The sequence below is a fragment of the Sedimenticola hydrogenitrophicus genome (assembly GCF_029017505.1).
GTDB lineage: Bacteria > Pseudomonadota > Gammaproteobacteria > Chromatiales > Chromatiaceae > Sedimenticola > Sedimenticola hydrogenitrophicus_A.
On the sequence record NZ_JAQGEI010000004.1, the window covers coordinates 1 to 16,405 of the forward strand.

Genomic DNA, 16,405 nt, shown 5'->3' on the forward strand with positions numbered 1-16,405 from the left:
GCTAATGCGCTATGCGGAGATCTGCCGTGTCAATAAAGTGATGCAGCCCTATCTGGAGAGCCTGGTGTGATGGGGAGAACCTGTTGATGCCTGTAAATACACGCAAAAGCGTGTATTATTGTTTTTACACGCAATTGCGTATATATTCATCAATACCTGCAATCGCGTGTAAAACGGTGCCGAATCTTCCGGCACGGAGAAGACCATCATGCTGATTCATTCCCCGAAAGATCTGGCGGCATACTACCGGGACCTGCGTAAGGCGCGTGGCCTGTCGCAAACCGAGGTGGCGGAAGAAGTGGTTATTCGCCAGGATACCGTCTCAAAATTTGAGACCAGGCCCGATAACGTGCGCCTGGATACCCTGTTTCGACTCCTTTCCGCTCTGGAACTCGAGGTGCATCTCGTGCCGAAAGGTGAATCCGTGGTCGAGGGGGATAAGGAACAATGGAGTGAGCCATGGTGAGCAAGAGCCGGTCGCTGGGTGTTTGGATGAACGGCATCCAGGTTGGTGAACTCACCAAGAGTGCCACTGGGGCACTGGCCTTTACCTATAGCTTAAGCTGGCTGGAAACGAAAGGGGCGCGCCCGGTTTCACTCTCGATGCGCTTACGCCGGCAACCCTACACCGGTGAGGTTGTCTTCAATTATTTTGACAACCTGTTGCCGGACAATCCGCAAATCCGTGAACGGATCCAGGCACGATTCAAGGCGGTGACTTCACACCCGTTCGATCTGTTGGCGGCGATTGGAATGGATTGTGTGGGCGCGGTGCAAATCATCCCGAGTGATGAGTCCCCACCCGCTGTGCGTTGCATCAAGGGGGCGCCGCTGACTGATGGGCAGATTGCACGGTTGCTGAACAACTACCGGAACGCACCCCTGGGTATGAATGCAGAGGATGGCGATGACTTTCGAATTTCCATTGCCGGTGCCCAGGAGAAAACGGCACTGTTGCGGAAACACGATGCCTGGCTCCTTCCGGCAGGCGCCACGCCCACGACCCACATCTTTAAACTGCCGATTGGTGTGATTGAACATTCCGGGATGGATCTACGTGAAAGCTGTGAGAATGAATGGCTTTGTCTGAAGATCGCGGCGGCTTTCGGGTTACCGGTATGCCATGCCGAGGTGGCCCGCTTTGACGGGGCGAAGGTGCTTGTCGTGGAGCGCTTTGACCGTCGTTATGGCGATGGGTGGATCATGCGCCTTCCCCAGGAAGATATGTGTCAGGCGCTCGGTGTTTCACCCAACATCAAGTATGAAAGTGATGGCGGGCCGGGCATTGAGCCGATCATGCGGTTTCTCCAGCAATCACGGGAGGCGAAGCGCGACCGGGCACTATTCTTCAAAAGCCAGGTGCTGTTCTGGTTATTGGCGGGCATCGACGGGCATGCGAAAAATTTCAGTGTGTTTATTGAGGCGGAGGGACGATTCCGTCTGACGCCGCTCTACGACATCATGTCGGCTCACCCCCTGTTGGCCTCCAGGCAGCTACAGAAGCAGAAGATCAGGATGGCAATGGCGCTGAGCGGGCATAACCGTCACTATCGTTGGGCAGATATTCAGCCGCGGCACTTCGCCAGTACAGCCAGGCGGGTAGGTTTCAATGAAAAGATGGCACAGCGGCTGGTTGTCGAGATGATGGAATCGGTCGATGAGGTTATCAGGCAAGTATCGGGCCTTATACCGGGAGATTTTCCGGATAGCATTGCCGGCCCGGTTTTCGATGGTATGCGAAGCGTGCGTGACCGTTCAGTCGCATGATGGGCTTAAGGGCTCGCGTAAGAATAAGTTTCGGTATTCGGTCGCAACTGGACCCCGCTGGCAGCCATGGATGCGGCAGAGCGCGTTGGTGGAAAGTTTATGCGTTACTACCAGGCGGCTGCAAAGTTGCTGCCTGAGACACTGCAAAAAGCACTCGTGGATGTCATGCGCTAACCTTATCCCCTGTCAGAGCCCACGGGTGCAGCGTGCCCATGAGTGCCTTGTTGACATTGATTTGAGCGAGTAAGTATGGATTGCGTCGTTCCCGGTTCTTCCATCACTCTGCGTGCCGAGAACGGTATCGGCGCTTCCAACATGTTCCGGTGGATGCGCAAGCTTATCCACCCTACGCGTATTAAACACCATTCAATATAATGTGAATCCCCCATGAATACCAAGACAACCATCCTCCGCATCCTGATCCTCCTGCTGATACTGACACCGCTGGTGCTGATCGGCATCCTGATGTCGCTCGATTTCAACCAGTACAAGCCCCAGGTGGTGGCAGAGGTGGAGGCGCTCACCGGGCGCAAGCTGACGATCGAGGGGGACCTGGAGCTGTCGATTTCGCTCCGCCCCAGTATCGAGGTCAGCGGGGTGTCGCTCGCCAACGCCCCCTGGGGTTCGACGGAGCGGATGGCTTCGATTGGCCAGTTGGCGGTGCAAGTGGAGTTGCTGCCGTTGCTGAGCGGTGATGTCCGGGTGACGCGGCTGATCGCGCGGCAGGCCGATATCCTCCTGGAGAGCAACGCCAAGGGAGAGGCCAACTGGCAATTCAAGAAAAGTGATCCCGGTGAGGCCGCGCCGTCCGCTGGCGTCGCCCTTCCCGAAATTAGCGATCTGTTGATCGAGACTGCCCGTATCCGTTTTCTGTCGGCGACGGGCGATCCGCTCGAGCTGACCATCGACCGGCTGCACGCCTCGGCCGACACCCTGGTCGCTCCCTTTGACCTCTCCATTGAAGGTGTCTACAACGGTGAGCCCCTGGTCGTGGAGGGTGAGCTGGAGAGCCTGGCGGCGATGACCTCCGGGGGTGATTTGCGGTTCGATCTGAAGCTCGCCCTCGGTGAGCGCAAGGTGCAGTGGCAGGGGGAGGGCGAGGTTGTCGGGGCGCTCTCCCGGATCACCCTGGAGCGGTTCCAGCTCACCCACAACCAGGACAGCTTGACCGGGTCGCTCATGTTCGACCGGCTCGCGCAGCCACCCCATCTGGAGGCAACCCTGGCCACCGACCGGCTGGATCTGCGCCGCGACGAGAAGGAGGCGGATAAACAGGAGGCCGGTGGCAAGCTCTTCTCGGCCGCACCTCTGCCGCTGGATGCGCCGCAGGGTCTCACGGCCGATGTCCGCTTCAGTAGCAAGCAGGTATTGGGTAATCGCTATACGCTGAACGATCTGGATGCCACCCTGCGACTTGAAGGCGGCGTGCTCACCATCCAGCCGCTGGCAATGCTGGCCGGTGGCGGCCGGGTGACCGGAAGTGCCGAGTTGAACGGCAACCGCAGTCCCGCTTCTCTGGCCCTGCGTCTTGAAGGTAAGGATGTGGTGCTTGGGACGCTGCTGCTCGGCTCCCGCGAAGAGGCGCCGCTGCAGCAGGGGCCGGCCTCTATCGATATCGACCTGAAGGCCCGGGGCGAATCCGTCGCCGCCCTGATGGGGGGCCTGAACGGTCGGCTGTTGATCAGTGTCGGCGAGGGAAAGATCAATAACCGCCATCTCGACCTGGTGGGCGGCGACCTGCTGAACCAGCTTTTCAGGGCGCTTAACCCGTTAGCCGATAAAGAGCCCTACACCGAAATGGAGTGCGCGGTGGTCAACCTGCAATTCAGCAATGGCGTGGCCGAATATGACAAGCGGGTCGCCATACTGACCCGGCAGATGAGTATCGTCAGTGCCGGCACCATCGACCTGAAAAACGAGCTGCTGGACGTCGGGTTCAAGCCGATGCCCCGGGGCGATACCGCGGACCTGGGGATTACCGCCGGCGACCTGGTCAGCGCGGCCCGGTTGACGGGGCCCCTCAGCCGGCCCGAGATGGGACTGGATGCCAAGGGCACCGCCAAGGCCGGCCTGAAACTGTACGGGGCGATCGCCACCGGCGGCACCTCGCTGCTGCTGGAGGGGCTCTGGAACAAGGCTACCTCCGATGACAACCCCTGCCAAACAGCGTTGGCCAAGGGTGGTTCCGCCGGCGGCTCGAAGCCGTCGGACCAGAAGGGGAGCGAAGAGGGTGGTTTTATGGACAAGCTCAAGGGGGTGTTTGGGAATTGATCTGGGGGCCGGCTACGCCTTCGATGCAGTTTCGTAGGGTGGATAAGCCGGTAGGCGCATCCACCTTTGCTTTATCCAGGGAACGACCGCGGTGGATGCGCTGTCGCTTATCCACCCTACAAAAAATTGTGCCCCTGTTGCTGCGTGTGAGAGGGCATTGTCAGCATGTGTAGTCATTCCTCTTTGCGGTGGATTGAGCTGACAGTCAGTTCGTGACCGCCAAGGCGGGCGAATCTTGAAACTTGCCTCGTGCATTTCTGTATTAAAGTGTCCACTGTCCGTGGACACAGGACGGAAAGATGCGATCGTTTGAAAAGTCAGGATATTGTAATTTTCCTTAATTTGACGCTCCTCCATAAGAGGGGTGATTCCGCTGTACCGCCTGGAAAGGGCAGGGCAGAGCTGTTCAGCGGGCGTAGGTAAATCGCACGAATCCCGGGTTGCGCAACAGTTGTTGAAAAAGAGGCTTGAGGGATGAGAGAGCGCTGCTAGGTGCCACAAAAGGTAGCCAACACCCGTTCATGTTTCTCGGGCGGGAGTGCGTAGTGCTCAAGGCCGGGGTGTTCCTGGAACGGAGCCGACAGTACCTGTTGAAGTTCGTTGAATATGCTCAAGTCATCCTCATAGGCGGCCTGTATGGCACGCTCCACCTGGTGGTTGCGCGGGATGAACCGGGGGTTGCTGGTCGCCATGATCCGGGCCGCCTGCTCGCGGCCTCCGGGCTGCCGGTCGATCTGTTGCAGCCAACGCGCCTCAAAATCATCAAACAGGGGTGGGTCATTGGCGTCCAGTCTTGAGGCCAGTTGACGGAAGCTTTGGGTGTAATCCAGTTGTTCGTTCTGCAGTCGTTGCAGCCAGGCAGTCACCAATTCCTGATGTTCTTCGATGGGCTCCGGGAAACCCAGTTTCCGGCACATCAACGCCGCGTAGCGGGCCTCGAAATCCCCCTGAAAGGCCGACAGGAGGGCTTCATACTCATCCACCGTGCCATCCAGCAGCATCAGGCATTCGGCCAGTCGGGCCAGGTTCCATTGCGCCATGTGCGCCTGCCGGCCGTAGGCGTAACGGCCGCGGTGATCGATCGAGCTGAACACCTTGTCGATATGGAATTCGTCCATGAAGGCGCAGGGGCCGTAATCCAGGGTCTCCCCCGAGATGGCCGTGTTGTCGGTATTCATGACGCCGTGAATAAACCCCAGCGCCATCCAGTGCGCGACCAGCCTGGCCTGGGCGGCAACCACCGCCGAGAAGAAGGCCAGCAGCGGGCGTTCGGCCGCTACGGCTTCGGGATAGTGGCGTGCCATGGCGTAGTCGGCGAGACTTTGCAGCGCGTCCCGGTCATTGCGCGCGGCGAAGTATTCAAAGGTACCCACCCGGAGGTGGCTGGCGGCCACCCGTGTCAGAACGCCACCGGGGTGGACCCGGTCGCGCATGACCCTCCCACCGCTGGCGACGGCGGCCAGGGAGCGGGTGGTGGGGACGCCCAGCCGGTACATCGCCTCGCTGACCAGGTATTCGCGGATCACCGGTCCCAGCGGAGACTTGCCATCGCCATTGCGCGAGAAGGGGGTCAGTCCGGACCCCTTGAGCTGGATATCGTAGGCCCGACCGTCGACGGGGCTGATCGCCTCCGCGATCAGGGCGGCCCGTCCATCGCCCAGTTGGGGCACGAAATTGCCGAACTGGTGGCCGGCATAGGCGATGGCGATGGTGACGCCACCGGGCAGGGGTTCGCTGCCGCTGAAGATACGCGCCAGGTGCGCTCTGTCCTGCGTCAGTTCATCCAGGTCGAGGTGCCGGGCAAGGTCCTCATTCCAGGCCAGTAGGTGGGGCTTGGGGGCCGGGGCGGTTTGGACGTGGGCGTAAAAATTCCCGGGCAGTTCGGAATAGCTGTTGCTGAGATTCATGGGCCCAGTGTCGCACGCCCGGGCGTAGAGACAACCCTTTGAAATTTGGGGAGTTGCCTGGGGGGGAGCGATGGGAGGGGCGCTGAACGGGGAGCATTACACGTTTGTCCAGAGGGGCTGGTGCCTTCTGCCGAGGGCGTCTGCCGCCAGGGATGGCGGCAGCGAGCCCCCATGGATGGGTTAACGGCGTCCCTCGACAGAAGGTGCCAGCCCCTCTACCGCGAATTCTGAACAATTGTGCAAACCCCCGCTGAACGGAGGGCCCTTCCCGGAACCGGGAGGGCCCTCCGCCCGGCTTGCGGCCGGGGTGTTATTGCGCCTCGGCGCTGTATCCCTCCTCCGTGATCGCCGCCACCAGGGATGCGACATCGGCACTCCCGGTCACCACGGCCTGGGCCTGCTCCAGGCTGACGTCCGCCGCCTCGACGCCTGGAATCTGTTCCAGGGCCTTCTTTACCGCGCCGACGCAGTGCATGCAGGTCATGCCGGTTACCTTCAGTTTTGTTTCCATCGTTATTGCCTCCGCTTAGGGGTTGTTACATTGAATTGACTAGGTAGTGCCTACCCGGAAACTACAGAAATCGTCATTTTCGGGAATGCCGGACAAAAGCGCGAAGCGCGTTGAACGACTGAAAGTCGGCCCGAAGGGCGAGCGAAGCGAATCATCCAGTAACTTGTTGAATCCCCTGGACCCCTGCCTTCGCCGGGGTGACGACAATTTAGATTGCGTGCGTTTCTGGATGAACACTAGGTAGTCGCCTGGCTGGCGCGGGGGATGTTCCCCTGCGTTGCCTGGGTGGCCGAAGGAGCCCGGTCGCCCAGCCGGGTGGGGCGCAGGCGGCGCAGCCGCAGGCTGTTGACGACCACGAAGACGCTGGAGAGCCCCATCGCCACGCCCGCCGCCATCGGATCGAGGTGCAGGCCGAAGGTCGGGTAGAAGATACCGGTTGCCACCGGGATCAGCAGAATGTTGTAGATGAAGGCCCAGAACAGGTTGCCACGAATGGTTGAGAGTGTCCGCCGGGCCACATCGATGGCGGTGATCACCCCACCGAGGTTGCCGCGGGTGAGGGTGACGTCCGCCGCCTCGATGGCGATATCGGTTCCCGAGCCGACCGCAATACCCACATCCGCCTGGGCCAGCGCCGGCGCGTCGTTGATGCCATCACCGACGAATACTACTTTCTGGCCCTGGGCCTGCATCTCCTGGACGGTGTTGGCCTTGCCGTCCGGCAGGATCTCGGCGTGCACCTCGTCGATGCCGACCTGGCGGGCGATTGCCTCGGCGGTCTTGCGGGTATCGCCGGTGATCATGGCCACCTGCAGTCCCCGCCGGTGCAGCTCCACCACCATCGCGGCCGCCTCGGCCTTCAGCGGGTCGGCGACCGCCAGCACGGCACGCACGCTGCCGTCCACCGCGAGGTAGATGGGGGTTTTGCCGTCGCTTGAGTAGCCGTCTGCGTTGGCGGCCAGGGCACCGACATCGATCCCTTCGCGCTCCATGTAGCGCAACGCGCCGAGCTGAACCAGTTGTCCCTCCACCCGGGCGGTGACACCATAGCCGGGGATCGCGCTAAATGCCTCCACCGCCGGTAGGGCGGGGTTCTGCTCCCGCGCCGCGTTCACGATGGCGGTGGCGAGCGGGTGCTCGCTGCCCGCCTCGACGGCCGCGGCGAGGCGCAGGGCCGTATCCCGGTCGCCATCCACCGCCTCCAGGTCGGTGAGTTCGGGGTGGCCCGCTGTCAGGGTTCCGGTCTTGTCGAACACCACCCGGGTCACGTGGGAGAGGCGTTCCAGCGCCTCTCCCTTGCGGTAGAGCACGCCCAGCTCGGCGGCCCGGCCAGTACCCACCATGATGGCGGCCGGCGTGGCCAGGCCCATGGCGCAGGGACAGGCGACCACCAGCACCGCTACCGCGCTCACCAGCGCCAGGGTGATCGCCGGGTCGGGCCCCAGCACCAGCCAGGCCGTGAAGGTGACCGCTGCGATGACCAGGACCACCGGCGTGAATACCCGTACCACCCGGTCGGCCAGCCCCTGGATCGGCAGCTTGGCCCCCTGGGCCCGTTCCACCAGGCGGATGATCTGCGCCAGTACGGTCCCCTTGCCCACCTGGGTGGCCGTGACCTGTAACTGGCCGTGCTGGTTGACGGTGCCACCCACCACGCTGTCGCCCGGGTGCTTGGCGACGGGCACCGGTTCGCCGGTGAGCATCGACTCGTCGACGTAGCTCTCGCCTTCGAGTACATCACCATCCACCGGGATCCGCTCGCCCGGCCGGATCACCACCCGGTCACCGCGCTGTACCTGACCCAGCGGTACCTCCTCCTCTACGCCGTCCCGCAGCACGCGGGCGGTCTTGGCCTGCAGTCCCACCAGCTTGCGGATCGCGGCGGAGGTGCGCCCCTTGGCCAGCTCCTCCAGGTACTTGCCCATCAGAATCGCCGTCAGGACCACCGCCGCCGATTCAAAGTAGAGGTTGCGTGCGTCCGGCGGGAACAGTCCGGGTTGCAGCAATACCAGCAAGCTGTAGAGCCAGGCGGCGCCGGTGCCGGTCATCACCAGGCTGTTCATGTCGGGTGACAGGTGACGGTAGGCGATCCAGCCGGGACGGAAGAAGCGTCGGCCTGGACCGAGGATGATCACCGTGGTCAACAGCGCCTGGAGCCACTCCCACAGGCCCCGTGGCGCCAGCGCGTCAAGGATCTCCTGGAAGCCGGGCAGAAAGTGGGGGCCCATGGCCAGAATCACCACCGGCAGGGTCAGGGCCACCGCCAGCAACAGGTCGTGGCGCATGGCCCGGCGGCCCGCCTCGCGGGCTGCCTCCTCCCGTGCCTCGGCGTCGCCATCCTCCTCCAGGGGGCGTGGCTCGTAGCCCGCCTCCTGGATGGCGCTGGCGATCTCGTCTTGTCCCAGGGTGGCTGGCACGAAACGCACCGTGGCCCGTTCGGTGGCCAGGTTGACGCTGGCCTGGATCACCCCGGGCAGTTTGTTGAGGATGCGTTCCACCCGCGCGGAACAGTTGGCGCAGGTCATGCCGCCGACCCCGATCTCCAGTTCATCGACCACCGGCGAATAGCCGGCGTCACGTACCGCATCAATCAGTGCGGCTTGTGTTATCAGCGATGCGTCGTAGCGGATGCTGGCCCGCTCGGTGGCAAGGTTGACCGGGGCTTCGCTCACCCCCTCCAGCTTGCCGAGCGTGCGCTCCACCCGTGCCGAGCAGTTGGCGCAGGTCATTCCCTTGATGCCGAGTTCAAGCTGGCTCATGCGATATCTCCATTCACGGGTTCGGGCGCTTGCTGATTCAGGGCGGAGAGGATGGGACATTCCGCGGTGGTGCCAGCGTGACCGGGACACTGCTCTTCAAGCGCCGACAGGGCGGACTTCATTCTTTCCAGATCGAGTATGCGGGTCTCGATGTCGGCGATCTTGGCGCGGGTGAGCCGTTTCACCTCGGCGGCGCTCTGCTCCGGGCGGTCGCTCAGGGAGAGCAGTTCCGCCACCTCGTCCAGCGAGAAGCCGAGCACCTGGGCGCGGCGAATGAATTGCAGGCGTTCCCGGGCATCCTCGCTGTAGAGCCGGTAACCGGAATCGGTGCGGCTCTGGGGCTCGATGAGTCCCCTGCGCTCGTAGTAGCGCAGGGTTTCGACCCCCAGGTCTACCTGCCTGGCCAGTTTGCCGATGGTGAGGTTTTCCATGATCTGTCCCCGTGAAATGGGTCGCGATGGGCAGCGCCCTGCGACGATTTTACGACAGTATAAACCCTGTAGTCGACTACAGGGTCAAGGGTTTGTGTGGAGAAATTAATATCCCTGAACCACGGAGGCGTCAACCACGGAGGTGTCGGAGTCAAACCGGGCCCGGTCCGGTGAAATGATACACAGTGGAGAGCCGGGTTGACTCCGACACCTGTGGTCCTGTGCCGCAACCGCTAACGGTTGCCGGAGGGCATGCGGCGGGTACTACTCCTGATGGCTGTTCCGCAGATCCGGCAGCTCATGATTTACCCGGGTGTCGTAGATGATGGATGTCTCGATGCGGGTGACGCCGGGCCGGTTGGTGAACTGGTCCAGGGCGAGGTTCTTCAGATGCCGGGTATCGCGTACAGCGACGTGGATGACCAGGTCATACCGGCCGGTGATCAGGTGAGCCGAGCGCACCTCGGGGATGGTTAACATGTCATCCATGAACTGATCGACGGTCGTTCTTTCGTGTTTGGCCAGCTCGATCATGAACAGGGCCTCAAGCCCGATGCCCAGGCTCGCCGGGTCCACCTCGGCATGGGTTCCGCTCAATACCCCGTTTTCCCACAACCGCTTCAACCGTTCATGCACGCTGGAGGGCGCCAGTCCCACTTCGGCGGCGATCTGTTTGTTGGATAGCCGAGCATTGTTCTGTAACAGCCTGACAATTTCGATGTCGATTCGGTCGAGTGTCATTTCGATCCTTATATGCCGAAAACCATTTCATGGTAATCCATGAATGACGAGCAATATACTGATTACTCGTCAGATAGACGAATATTATTTCGATCAGACACACTTAGGAATGATGCAGACCCATGAGCGGATCAACACAAGGCAAAGCGGGCTTTTCCACCCGGGCGATTCATCACGGTTACGATCCGTACGCGGGCCATGGGGCGCTGAATCCCCCCCTCTATCTGAGTTCGACCTACACCTTTCCGGCCGTGGGCGACGGCAGCGCCCGCTTTGCCGGCGAGCAGGCGGGGTATGTCTATTCCCGCGTCGGCAACCCGACCACGGCGCTGCTGGAACAGCGCATCGCCGATCTCGAGGGCGGGGAGGCGGCGCTGGTCACCGCCTCGGGCATGGGGGCCACCACCTCGCTGCTCTGGACCCTGCTGCAGCCGGGCGATGAGGTGATCGCGGACAAGACGCTCTACGGTTGCACCTATGCCTATTTCAATCACGGCCTGACCCGGTTTGGCGTAAAGATAACCCATGTCGATTTGACCGAGCCGGCAAACCTGGCGAAAGCAATCAGCGACAGGACCCGGCTGGTGTTCTTCGAGTCGCCGGCCAATCCCAACATGCGGCTGGTCGATATCGCGGCCATCGCGGCCATCGCCAGGCCCTGTGACGCCAAGGTCGTGGTGGACAACACCTACTGCACCCCCTACCTGCAGCGGCCGCTCGAGCTCGGCGCGGATTACGTGGTGCATTCCGCCACCAAGTATCTTGGCGGGCACGGTGACCTGATCGCCGGCGCCATCGTCGGACCCGCGGAGTCGCTGAATCAGGTGCGCTTCTCCGGCCTCAAGGACATGACCGGAGCGGTGCTGTCGTCGCAGGATGCATTCCTCATCCTGCGCGGGTTGAAGACGCTCGCGTTGCGCATGGACAGGCATTGCCAGAACGCCCGGGGAATCGCCGGATTGCTGGCGGCACACCCCAAGGTGGAGATCTGTCATTACCCGGGACTGGAGACTTTTCCGCAACACGAACTGGCCGAGCGCCAGATGGCGGCGCCGGGAGGGATGATTGCATTCGAACTCAAGGGCGGCCTGCGGGCCGGTTGCCGGTTCATGAACGAGCTGCGCCTGATCACCCGCGCGGTCAGTCTGGGGGATGCGGAAAGCCTGGCGCAGCACCCGGCCAGCATGACCCATTCCGTGTACAGCCCCGAGGAGCGGGCCGAGCACCTGATCAGTGAAGGCCTGGTCCGACTGTCGGCGGGACTGGAGGACATGGACGACTTGCTTGAGGATGTTGACCGGGCGCTGTCAAAGGCTTGAGCGCGACGGCGAGAGGGGCAACCACGGGGGGGGCCTCTACGGTGTATGGGACGCCACAACCGGGTATGACGGCGCGGGCAATGTAGGGGCAGGCCCCCCGTGCCTGCCCGGAATTTGGGGCCGTCACTATGAAACGGGCAACCACGGGGGGGTGCCCCTACGGTGTCACGCGGTTGGCCGTAACGGTCGCCGCGGTTCTCAGTGCAGCTTGCAGGTCATACACTCTGCCGTGTCACCGGTGATAGCCACCTCAATGCTGTCGGCCGAACACTCGAGATCGTCATTGTATTCGCAATCGCCGACCTTGCAGGCCCCCACCCCGGCCATGATCGATGCCCGGGTGTGGCCGGTGGATCCACTCAGGAAGGTGTCGCAACCGGGATGCACCCCATCACCAATGGTGATGGCCTTGGCATGACAACAGGAATCATGGTTATAGGCGCACTCATCGACAGAGCAGCGCTGCACCATCGGCATATCAATAGTCACTTTCATGATTGTTTCTCCTATGGCCTATAGGGAGATAAGCCGGAATGGAGATACTCATTCCGGCTTATTGTGGGGCTATATTCTTGCGTTATTTGTGCCAACCCTGTTCCGCGCTGGCGGCGTTCTCATCCGGGCCGGATCGACCCAGGGCAAGTGCGGGTATTTCAGGCTGTTGCGGATAGCTCGGGCGGGGCGGCGTGACGCCGGGCAAACCCGCCCCACACCGCGGAGCGGTTTAAATCACCCATGTCCGGAGCATATCCACCGCCTCCGCTCCCGGCCGGGGTACCGGGCTTCGTCAACAGGCGGCTCCGTTCCGCGCGGAACGGCTAATCCAAGTCCCAGGTATTAACCCAATAGTTGCATTAATCATGACCCAATGATTTGTTTCACTCCGTATATCTGCCGGATGAAATAGATAGGTTGCATGGTTTCCTGGAATGCACTGCTGGTGGAGTCCAGCAGTGCACCCTGTAGGAGGCCCGCCCCCGGGCCGATTTCGCGGCGAGGCGCCGCTCCTACAGGTTGATTTTTGCAACGATCGGGTTATTTGGTGGCGGAGCCCCACAGGGTACAGTAACCCGACTCTTCCACCGGTCCCTCGACCAAGCGACAGGTACTGGTGTCGGCGAGGAAATGCATGCAGTTGCCACAGCGCATCTCGCCGTTGGGACTTGATTGGTACTTGGCCTGTTCCTTGGGTACTTTTGCTTCTTTCGATGCCTCCTGGGCAATCAGCAGTTGCGGTGCGCCACAATAGCAGACAGTAACGGCAATACCCTTGAGCACGCTACGTCGCATCTGGTCGGTCTTTTTCATATCTCCTCCTCGGTTCCATACCCTGTCCACCCGGATACCGGGTGGCACTCCTTTTTCCGGATCACCGATTAAAGGGGCATCAAGTTTCATGCCAGCGCGCGGCGGTCCCATAGAGACGCCCGCGTCCTCGAGGAGCGGGACGCGCCGGATTGGCCTTTCCCGACCGCGATGGCTGGCAGGCTATATGCGGGGTGAGCGGGGTGCGCGGCGGCCTTTGCCCGATCTGAAATCCCGTGCCAACGGCAGCTTCCGCCAGACCAACCGATGCCTCCACGCACGGGCATCTTCCATCGATGAGAGCGCGACATGCACCACATATCCAATATCCTGCTCAAGGGCCTGGCGACGCTGTTGCCGGTAGCGTTGACACTCTATCTGATCTATTGGCTGGTCATCAGCACAGAAACCGGCATCCGATCGGTCATCGTTGCCGTGGTTTCCGAGAGCTACTACCTGCCGGGGGTCGGCCTGGGGTTCGGCCTGGTCCTGCTCTATCTGATCGGCCTGGTCGCCGATCTCTGGCTGTTCCAGCAGGTGTTTCGGTTGGGTGAACGGCTGTTGGTACGAATACCCCTGGTGAAGTTTGTGTACCGCTCGTTGCGTGATTTCACCAACTATTTTTCGGTCGATCAACGGCAGGAAAATCTGCACCGGGTGGTCATGATATCCATCACCGAGCTGCGTCTGATCGGCTTCCAGACGGCCGATCAGGCCGCCGCCATGGAGATGTTGTCGCTGTCGGAAGGGATGGTGGCGGTCTACCTGCCGTTGAGCTATCAGGTGGGGGGCTACACTGTGTATGTACCCAGCTCATGGGTGGAGCCGATCGATATCCCCTTCGAGGACGCTTTCCGCCTGGCATTGACGGCCGGACTGAACAATTCGGAGTCGACGGGCGCACCGCCCGGTTGACGCCCGGATCCGCGCCGGCCGGTGGATTGCGGAACCAGGCGCAACGCCCGGGCATCCAAATGGCACTATAGCGGGGAATGCTGGCGGAAGGCGTAAGGGAATCGAGTCAGCCCGCTCCGGAGCCGATGCCGGGATCTCACCGGAACCCCATTCACTTCCATCCGAAGGAGGTAGATATCGTGGAAGAATTCGAAACCATACCGCATGAGCAGTGGCGAAATTTATGTGAAGGCTTCAGCCGCACCCACCGCGGCTGGTTGATCTGTCTCTGGGTGGTTGATACCGGAAACCTGGAGGCGGGCTTGACGGACGCTACCGAAAAGGCGATACGCGATCTCGAACTGGGTGAAATCATCGTCGAACGACACGGCCAGCGGACCGATATGGTGGTAATTGCGCGTGACGATCAGACCCATGCCGACCACATCATCAGGGGAGTTGTCGCAGTGAGCGTGGAACGGGATACGGATGGCAGAACGAATGGCCTGCGTATCGATTCAGATGATAACAAGACCGCCCTGGTGCGTTTCCGCGTACCGGCCAATTCCGAGTCGCTCGATGGCCTGGCTCCGGGGGAGCTTCCCTGACAGACGCTCCTCCAGGCGCCGCCAAAAAAATCAAACAGGCGGCGGATTTCAGTCGGATATTGGGTTCCTGCGGGCTTGGGTTATTTTCAACCGGATATGGTGCAAAAGGACCCGCGTAAGAATAAGTTCCTGTATTCGGTCGCCCCTGGACCTCGCTGGCGGCGTTACGCTTTTTGGCAAGGGAACAGCCATTGCCTGCAAAGCGTGCCTTGCCAGCGTGGCCCAGGAACGCCCTCGGTACTACGGAATTATCCTTGCGCGGGTCCTAAGCCCCGGTTTTCCTGGCGTCGGGGCCGCGTGATCCACTTGGCGAAACGCTGACCCGGTGCGGCGGTGCTTGGCACTTGAATTGCAGATTACATAGCGGACTGTCGTGCCGAATACCGGTTATAACTCAAGTCAACCGAGGGGTGACCATGTCCCGGCTATCTCAACTGAATAAATACGGGCAGAGCTTCTGGCTGGATAACCTGTCGCGGGCCATGCTCGAGGACGGTTCGCTGCAGCAGCGCATCGCCCACCAGCGACTCGGCGGCGTGGCCGCCAATGCCGCGGTATATCTGGCGAATATCAGCGATTCCCCGTTATACGAGGCACGCATCCAGGACGGCTGGAGACGTGGCGGTTCCGCGGAGAGTATTTATCGTGACCTGGTCATCGCCGATGTGACGGCGGCCTGCGATCTGCTCAGCCCGGTCTACCTGGCGAGCAAGGGGGAGGAGGGGTATGCGAACCTGCAGATCGCCCCCCACCTTGCCCGTGATCCCTCGGGCAGTCTGCGGCAGGCACAGGAGTTGTGGAGTCTGGTGGACAGGCCCAATCTGTTGATCGAGTTGCCCGCCACCAGTGAATGCATGCCGACAATCGAAGAACTGCTCTACCGCGGCATCAACGTCAATATCACGTTGCTGTTCGGACTGCAGGATTACTGGGATGCCTTCCATGCCTACATGCGTGCACTGGAGCGCCGGTTTGCAGAGGGCAAATCGCTGAACGATGTGATCTCGGTGGCGAGTTTCTTCCTCCACGGTATCGATCTGGCGGTTGACCGACAGCTTAAAAAATTGAGCGAGGAGGAGGCGGCGTCGAAGGCTGGCGGTGTCGCGGCGGCATTGCTCGGCAGGACGGCCGTGGCCAATGCCAAGCTCGCCTATGCCTCCTTCCTTGCGCTGCTGAGCAGTGACCGTTGGAGCCGCCTGGAGTCTCACGGGGCCCGACCCCAACGCATCGCCTGGGCTGATACGGGTGCTGGCTCGGGCACCGGGGATACCGCCGCTTCGGATGTGCGGTACGTGGAGCCCCTGATCGGACCCCTCACGATCTCGCGCATGGGGGAGGCGACCGCGGATGGGTTTGCCGACCACGGCACGCCGGCGGCGACCATCGAGGAAGGGCGGGACGATGCGCGCTGGGTCATTAAGGAGTTCGATCAGCTGGGCATCGATTTGAACCGCATCACCGCCGGACTCGTTGACCAGGGGGTGCGGGACTTTACCGAACAGCACGACCGGCTGATGGCGCAGCTTCAGGGTGGTGGGTGGCGGCAAGATCCTGGTCTCTTCAGCGGATGACCGGCTCACCCTGGTGGCCGCGGTATCGCCGGCGAATCCCATTCAGGACACCAATGAAGAATTCCCCCTTTTCCGGGGCTGGGGGCGTGGTCCGCGCACGCTTTGTCGCCGCGTCGCGGGTGGATTCCGGACAGGCAACAAAATCTTCCGTGAAGCCAGTCGGCAGCGGGCTTGTTATGTCGTCAATATGATCGGCTCGAGGTAAAAAAATCCAGCAGAGTGTCCGGCTGTCGCCTATGGTGAGTAGTAATGTTTACTGGTCGGCCACGGTTACTTCGCCGCGCCGGCTTTGCCCGCAAATTTTATAAGTGCGACGGATAG

The 16,405-nt window shown here is 61.5% G+C and carries 14 protein-coding genes; 7 read left to right on the forward strand and 7 right to left on the reverse strand.

What is annotated here, in order from left to right:
• Positions 1–208 precede the first annotated feature (208 nt).
• From O9K64_RS03340 to O9K64_RS03350, 3 genes are all read left to right on the forward strand, one after another.
• Positions 209–466 carry a helix-turn-helix domain-containing protein gene (locus O9K64_RS03340; RefSeq protein ID WP_275096666.1) on the forward strand — a complete coding sequence of 86 codons (258 nt, stop codon included), beginning with the start codon at positions 209–211 and terminating at the stop codon, positions 464–466.
• On the forward strand, positions 460–1,767 hold the full coding sequence (locus O9K64_RS03345) for a type II toxin-antitoxin system HipA family toxin (protein WP_275096667.1): 1,308 nt from the start codon (positions 460–462) through the stop codon (positions 1,765–1,767). Before O9K64_RS03340 ends, O9K64_RS03345 begins: the two co-directional genes overlap by 7 nt.
• 387 nt (positions 1,768–2,154) lie before the next feature.
• Positions 2,155–4,038, forward strand: coding sequence for an AsmA family protein (locus O9K64_RS03350; RefSeq protein WP_275096668.1), 1,884 nt, complete (start codon positions 2,155–2,157; stop codon positions 4,036–4,038).
• A 488-nt stretch (positions 4,039–4,526) separates the two neighbouring features.
• Here the strand turns inward: O9K64_RS03350 and O9K64_RS03355 are convergent, their stop codons facing one another.
• From O9K64_RS03355 to O9K64_RS03375, 5 genes are all read right to left on the reverse strand, one after another.
• Positions 4,527–5,945, reverse strand: coding sequence for a protein adenylyltransferase SelO (locus O9K64_RS03355; RefSeq protein ID WP_275096669.1), 1,419 nt, complete (start codon positions 5,943–5,945; stop codon positions 4,527–4,529).
• 310 nt (positions 5,946–6,255) lie between these two features.
• A complete protein-coding gene (locus O9K64_RS03360) occupies positions 6,256–6,456 on the reverse strand; it encodes a CopZ family metallochaperone (protein WP_260291208.1) in 201 nt (66 codons plus the stop codon).
• 236 nt (positions 6,457–6,692) lie between these two features.
• A complete protein-coding gene (locus O9K64_RS03365; RefSeq protein WP_275096670.1) occupies positions 6,693–9,215 on the reverse strand; it encodes a heavy metal translocating P-type ATPase in 2,523 nt (840 codons plus the stop codon).
• Positions 9,212–9,646 carry a heavy metal-responsive transcriptional regulator gene (locus O9K64_RS03370; RefSeq protein WP_275096671.1) on the reverse strand — a complete coding sequence of 145 codons (435 nt, stop codon included), beginning with the start codon at positions 9,644–9,646 and terminating at the stop codon, positions 9,212–9,214. The genes O9K64_RS03365 and O9K64_RS03370 overlap by 4 nt, the downstream gene beginning before the upstream one ends.
• A gap of 264 nt (positions 9,647–9,910) precedes the next feature.
• Positions 9,911–10,387: an Lrp/AsnC family transcriptional regulator gene (locus tag O9K64_RS03375; RefSeq protein ID WP_275096672.1), complete on the reverse strand. Its 477-nt coding sequence runs from the start codon at positions 10,385–10,387 to the stop codon at positions 9,911–9,913.
• A gap of 122 nt (positions 10,388–10,509) precedes the next feature.
• Here O9K64_RS03375 and O9K64_RS03380 point away from each other — a divergent pair, with 122 nt between their 5' ends.
• A complete protein-coding gene (locus O9K64_RS03380; protein ID WP_275096673.1) occupies positions 10,510–11,706 on the forward strand; it encodes a methionine gamma-lyase in 1,197 nt (398 codons plus the stop codon).
• 198 nt (positions 11,707–11,904) lie between these two features.
• On the opposite strand, the gene O9K64_RS03385 is transcribed toward O9K64_RS03380, so the two are convergent.
• Together O9K64_RS03385 and O9K64_RS03390 are read right to left on the reverse strand one after the other, a co-directional pair.
• Positions 11,905–12,201, reverse strand: a complete 297-nt coding sequence (locus O9K64_RS03385) for a DUF1540 domain-containing protein (RefSeq protein ID WP_275096674.1) — start codon at positions 12,199–12,201, stop codon at positions 11,905–11,907.
• A gap of 540 nt (positions 12,202–12,741) precedes the next feature.
• A complete protein-coding gene (locus O9K64_RS03390) occupies positions 12,742–13,014 on the reverse strand; it encodes a hypothetical protein (protein WP_275096675.1) in 273 nt (90 codons plus the stop codon).
• A 306-nt stretch (positions 13,015–13,320) separates the two neighbouring features.
• On the opposite strand from O9K64_RS03390, the gene O9K64_RS03395 reads away from it, so the two are divergent.
• From O9K64_RS03395 to O9K64_RS03405, 3 genes are all read left to right on the forward strand, one after another.
• Positions 13,321–13,926, forward strand: a complete 606-nt coding sequence (locus tag O9K64_RS03395) for a DUF502 domain-containing protein (RefSeq protein WP_275096676.1) — start codon at positions 13,321–13,323, stop codon at positions 13,924–13,926.
• 179 nt (positions 13,927–14,105) lie between these two features.
• A complete protein-coding gene (locus tag O9K64_RS03400) occupies positions 14,106–14,513 on the forward strand; it encodes a DUF5335 family protein (protein ID WP_275096677.1) in 408 nt (135 codons plus the stop codon).
• Positions 14,514–14,929: 416 nt separating this feature from the next.
• Positions 14,930–16,084 (forward strand): transaldolase, encoded by a 1,155-nt coding sequence (locus tag O9K64_RS03405; protein ID WP_275096678.1) that lies wholly within the window; start codon positions 14,930–14,932, stop codon positions 16,082–16,084.
• Positions 16,085–16,405: the final 321 nt, after the last annotated feature.

Bases quoted from the DNA above. Each gene is read 5' to 3' on its own strand.
- O9K64_RS03390 (WP_275096675.1), bottom strand. From the start codon at position 13,014: ATGAAAAAGACCGACCAGATGCGACGTAGCGTGCTCAAGGGTATTGCC.
- O9K64_RS03380 (WP_275096673.1), top strand. From the start codon at position 10,510: ATGAGCGGATCAACACAAGGCAAAGCGGGCTTTTCCACCCGGGCGATT.
- O9K64_RS03345 (WP_275096667.1), top strand. From the start codon at position 460: ATGGTGAGCAAGAGCCGGTCGCTGGGTGTTTGGATGAACGGCATCCAG.
- O9K64_RS03365 (WP_275096670.1), bottom strand. From the start codon at position 9,215: ATGAGCCAGCTTGAACTCGGCATCAAGGGAATGACCTGCGCCAACTGC.
- O9K64_RS03360 (WP_260291208.1), bottom strand. From the start codon at position 6,456: ATGGAAACAAAACTGAAGGTAACCGGCATGACCTGCATGCACTGCGTC.
- O9K64_RS03340 (WP_275096666.1), top strand. From the start codon at position 209: ATGCTGATTCATTCCCCGAAAGATCTGGCGGCATACTACCGGGACCTG.
- O9K64_RS03375 (WP_275096672.1), bottom strand. From the start codon at position 10,387: ATGACACTCGACCGAATCGACATCGAAATTGTCAGGCTGTTACAGAAC.
- O9K64_RS03405 (WP_275096678.1), top strand. From the start codon at position 14,930: ATGTCCCGGCTATCTCAACTGAATAAATACGGGCAGAGCTTCTGGCTG.
- O9K64_RS03350 (WP_275096668.1), top strand. From the start codon at position 2,155: ATGAATACCAAGACAACCATCCTCCGCATCCTGATCCTCCTGCTGATA.
- O9K64_RS03370 (WP_275096671.1), bottom strand. From the start codon at position 9,646: ATGGAAAACCTCACCATCGGCAAACTGGCCAGGCAGGTAGACCTGGGG.
- O9K64_RS03395 (WP_275096676.1), top strand. From the start codon at position 13,321: ATGCACCACATATCCAATATCCTGCTCAAGGGCCTGGCGACGCTGTTG.
- O9K64_RS03385 (WP_275096674.1), bottom strand. From the start codon at position 12,201: ATGAAAGTGACTATTGATATGCCGATGGTGCAGCGCTGCTCTGTCGAT.
- O9K64_RS03355 (WP_275096669.1), bottom strand. From the start codon at position 5,945: ATGAATCTCAGCAACAGCTATTCCGAACTGCCCGGGAATTTTTACGCC.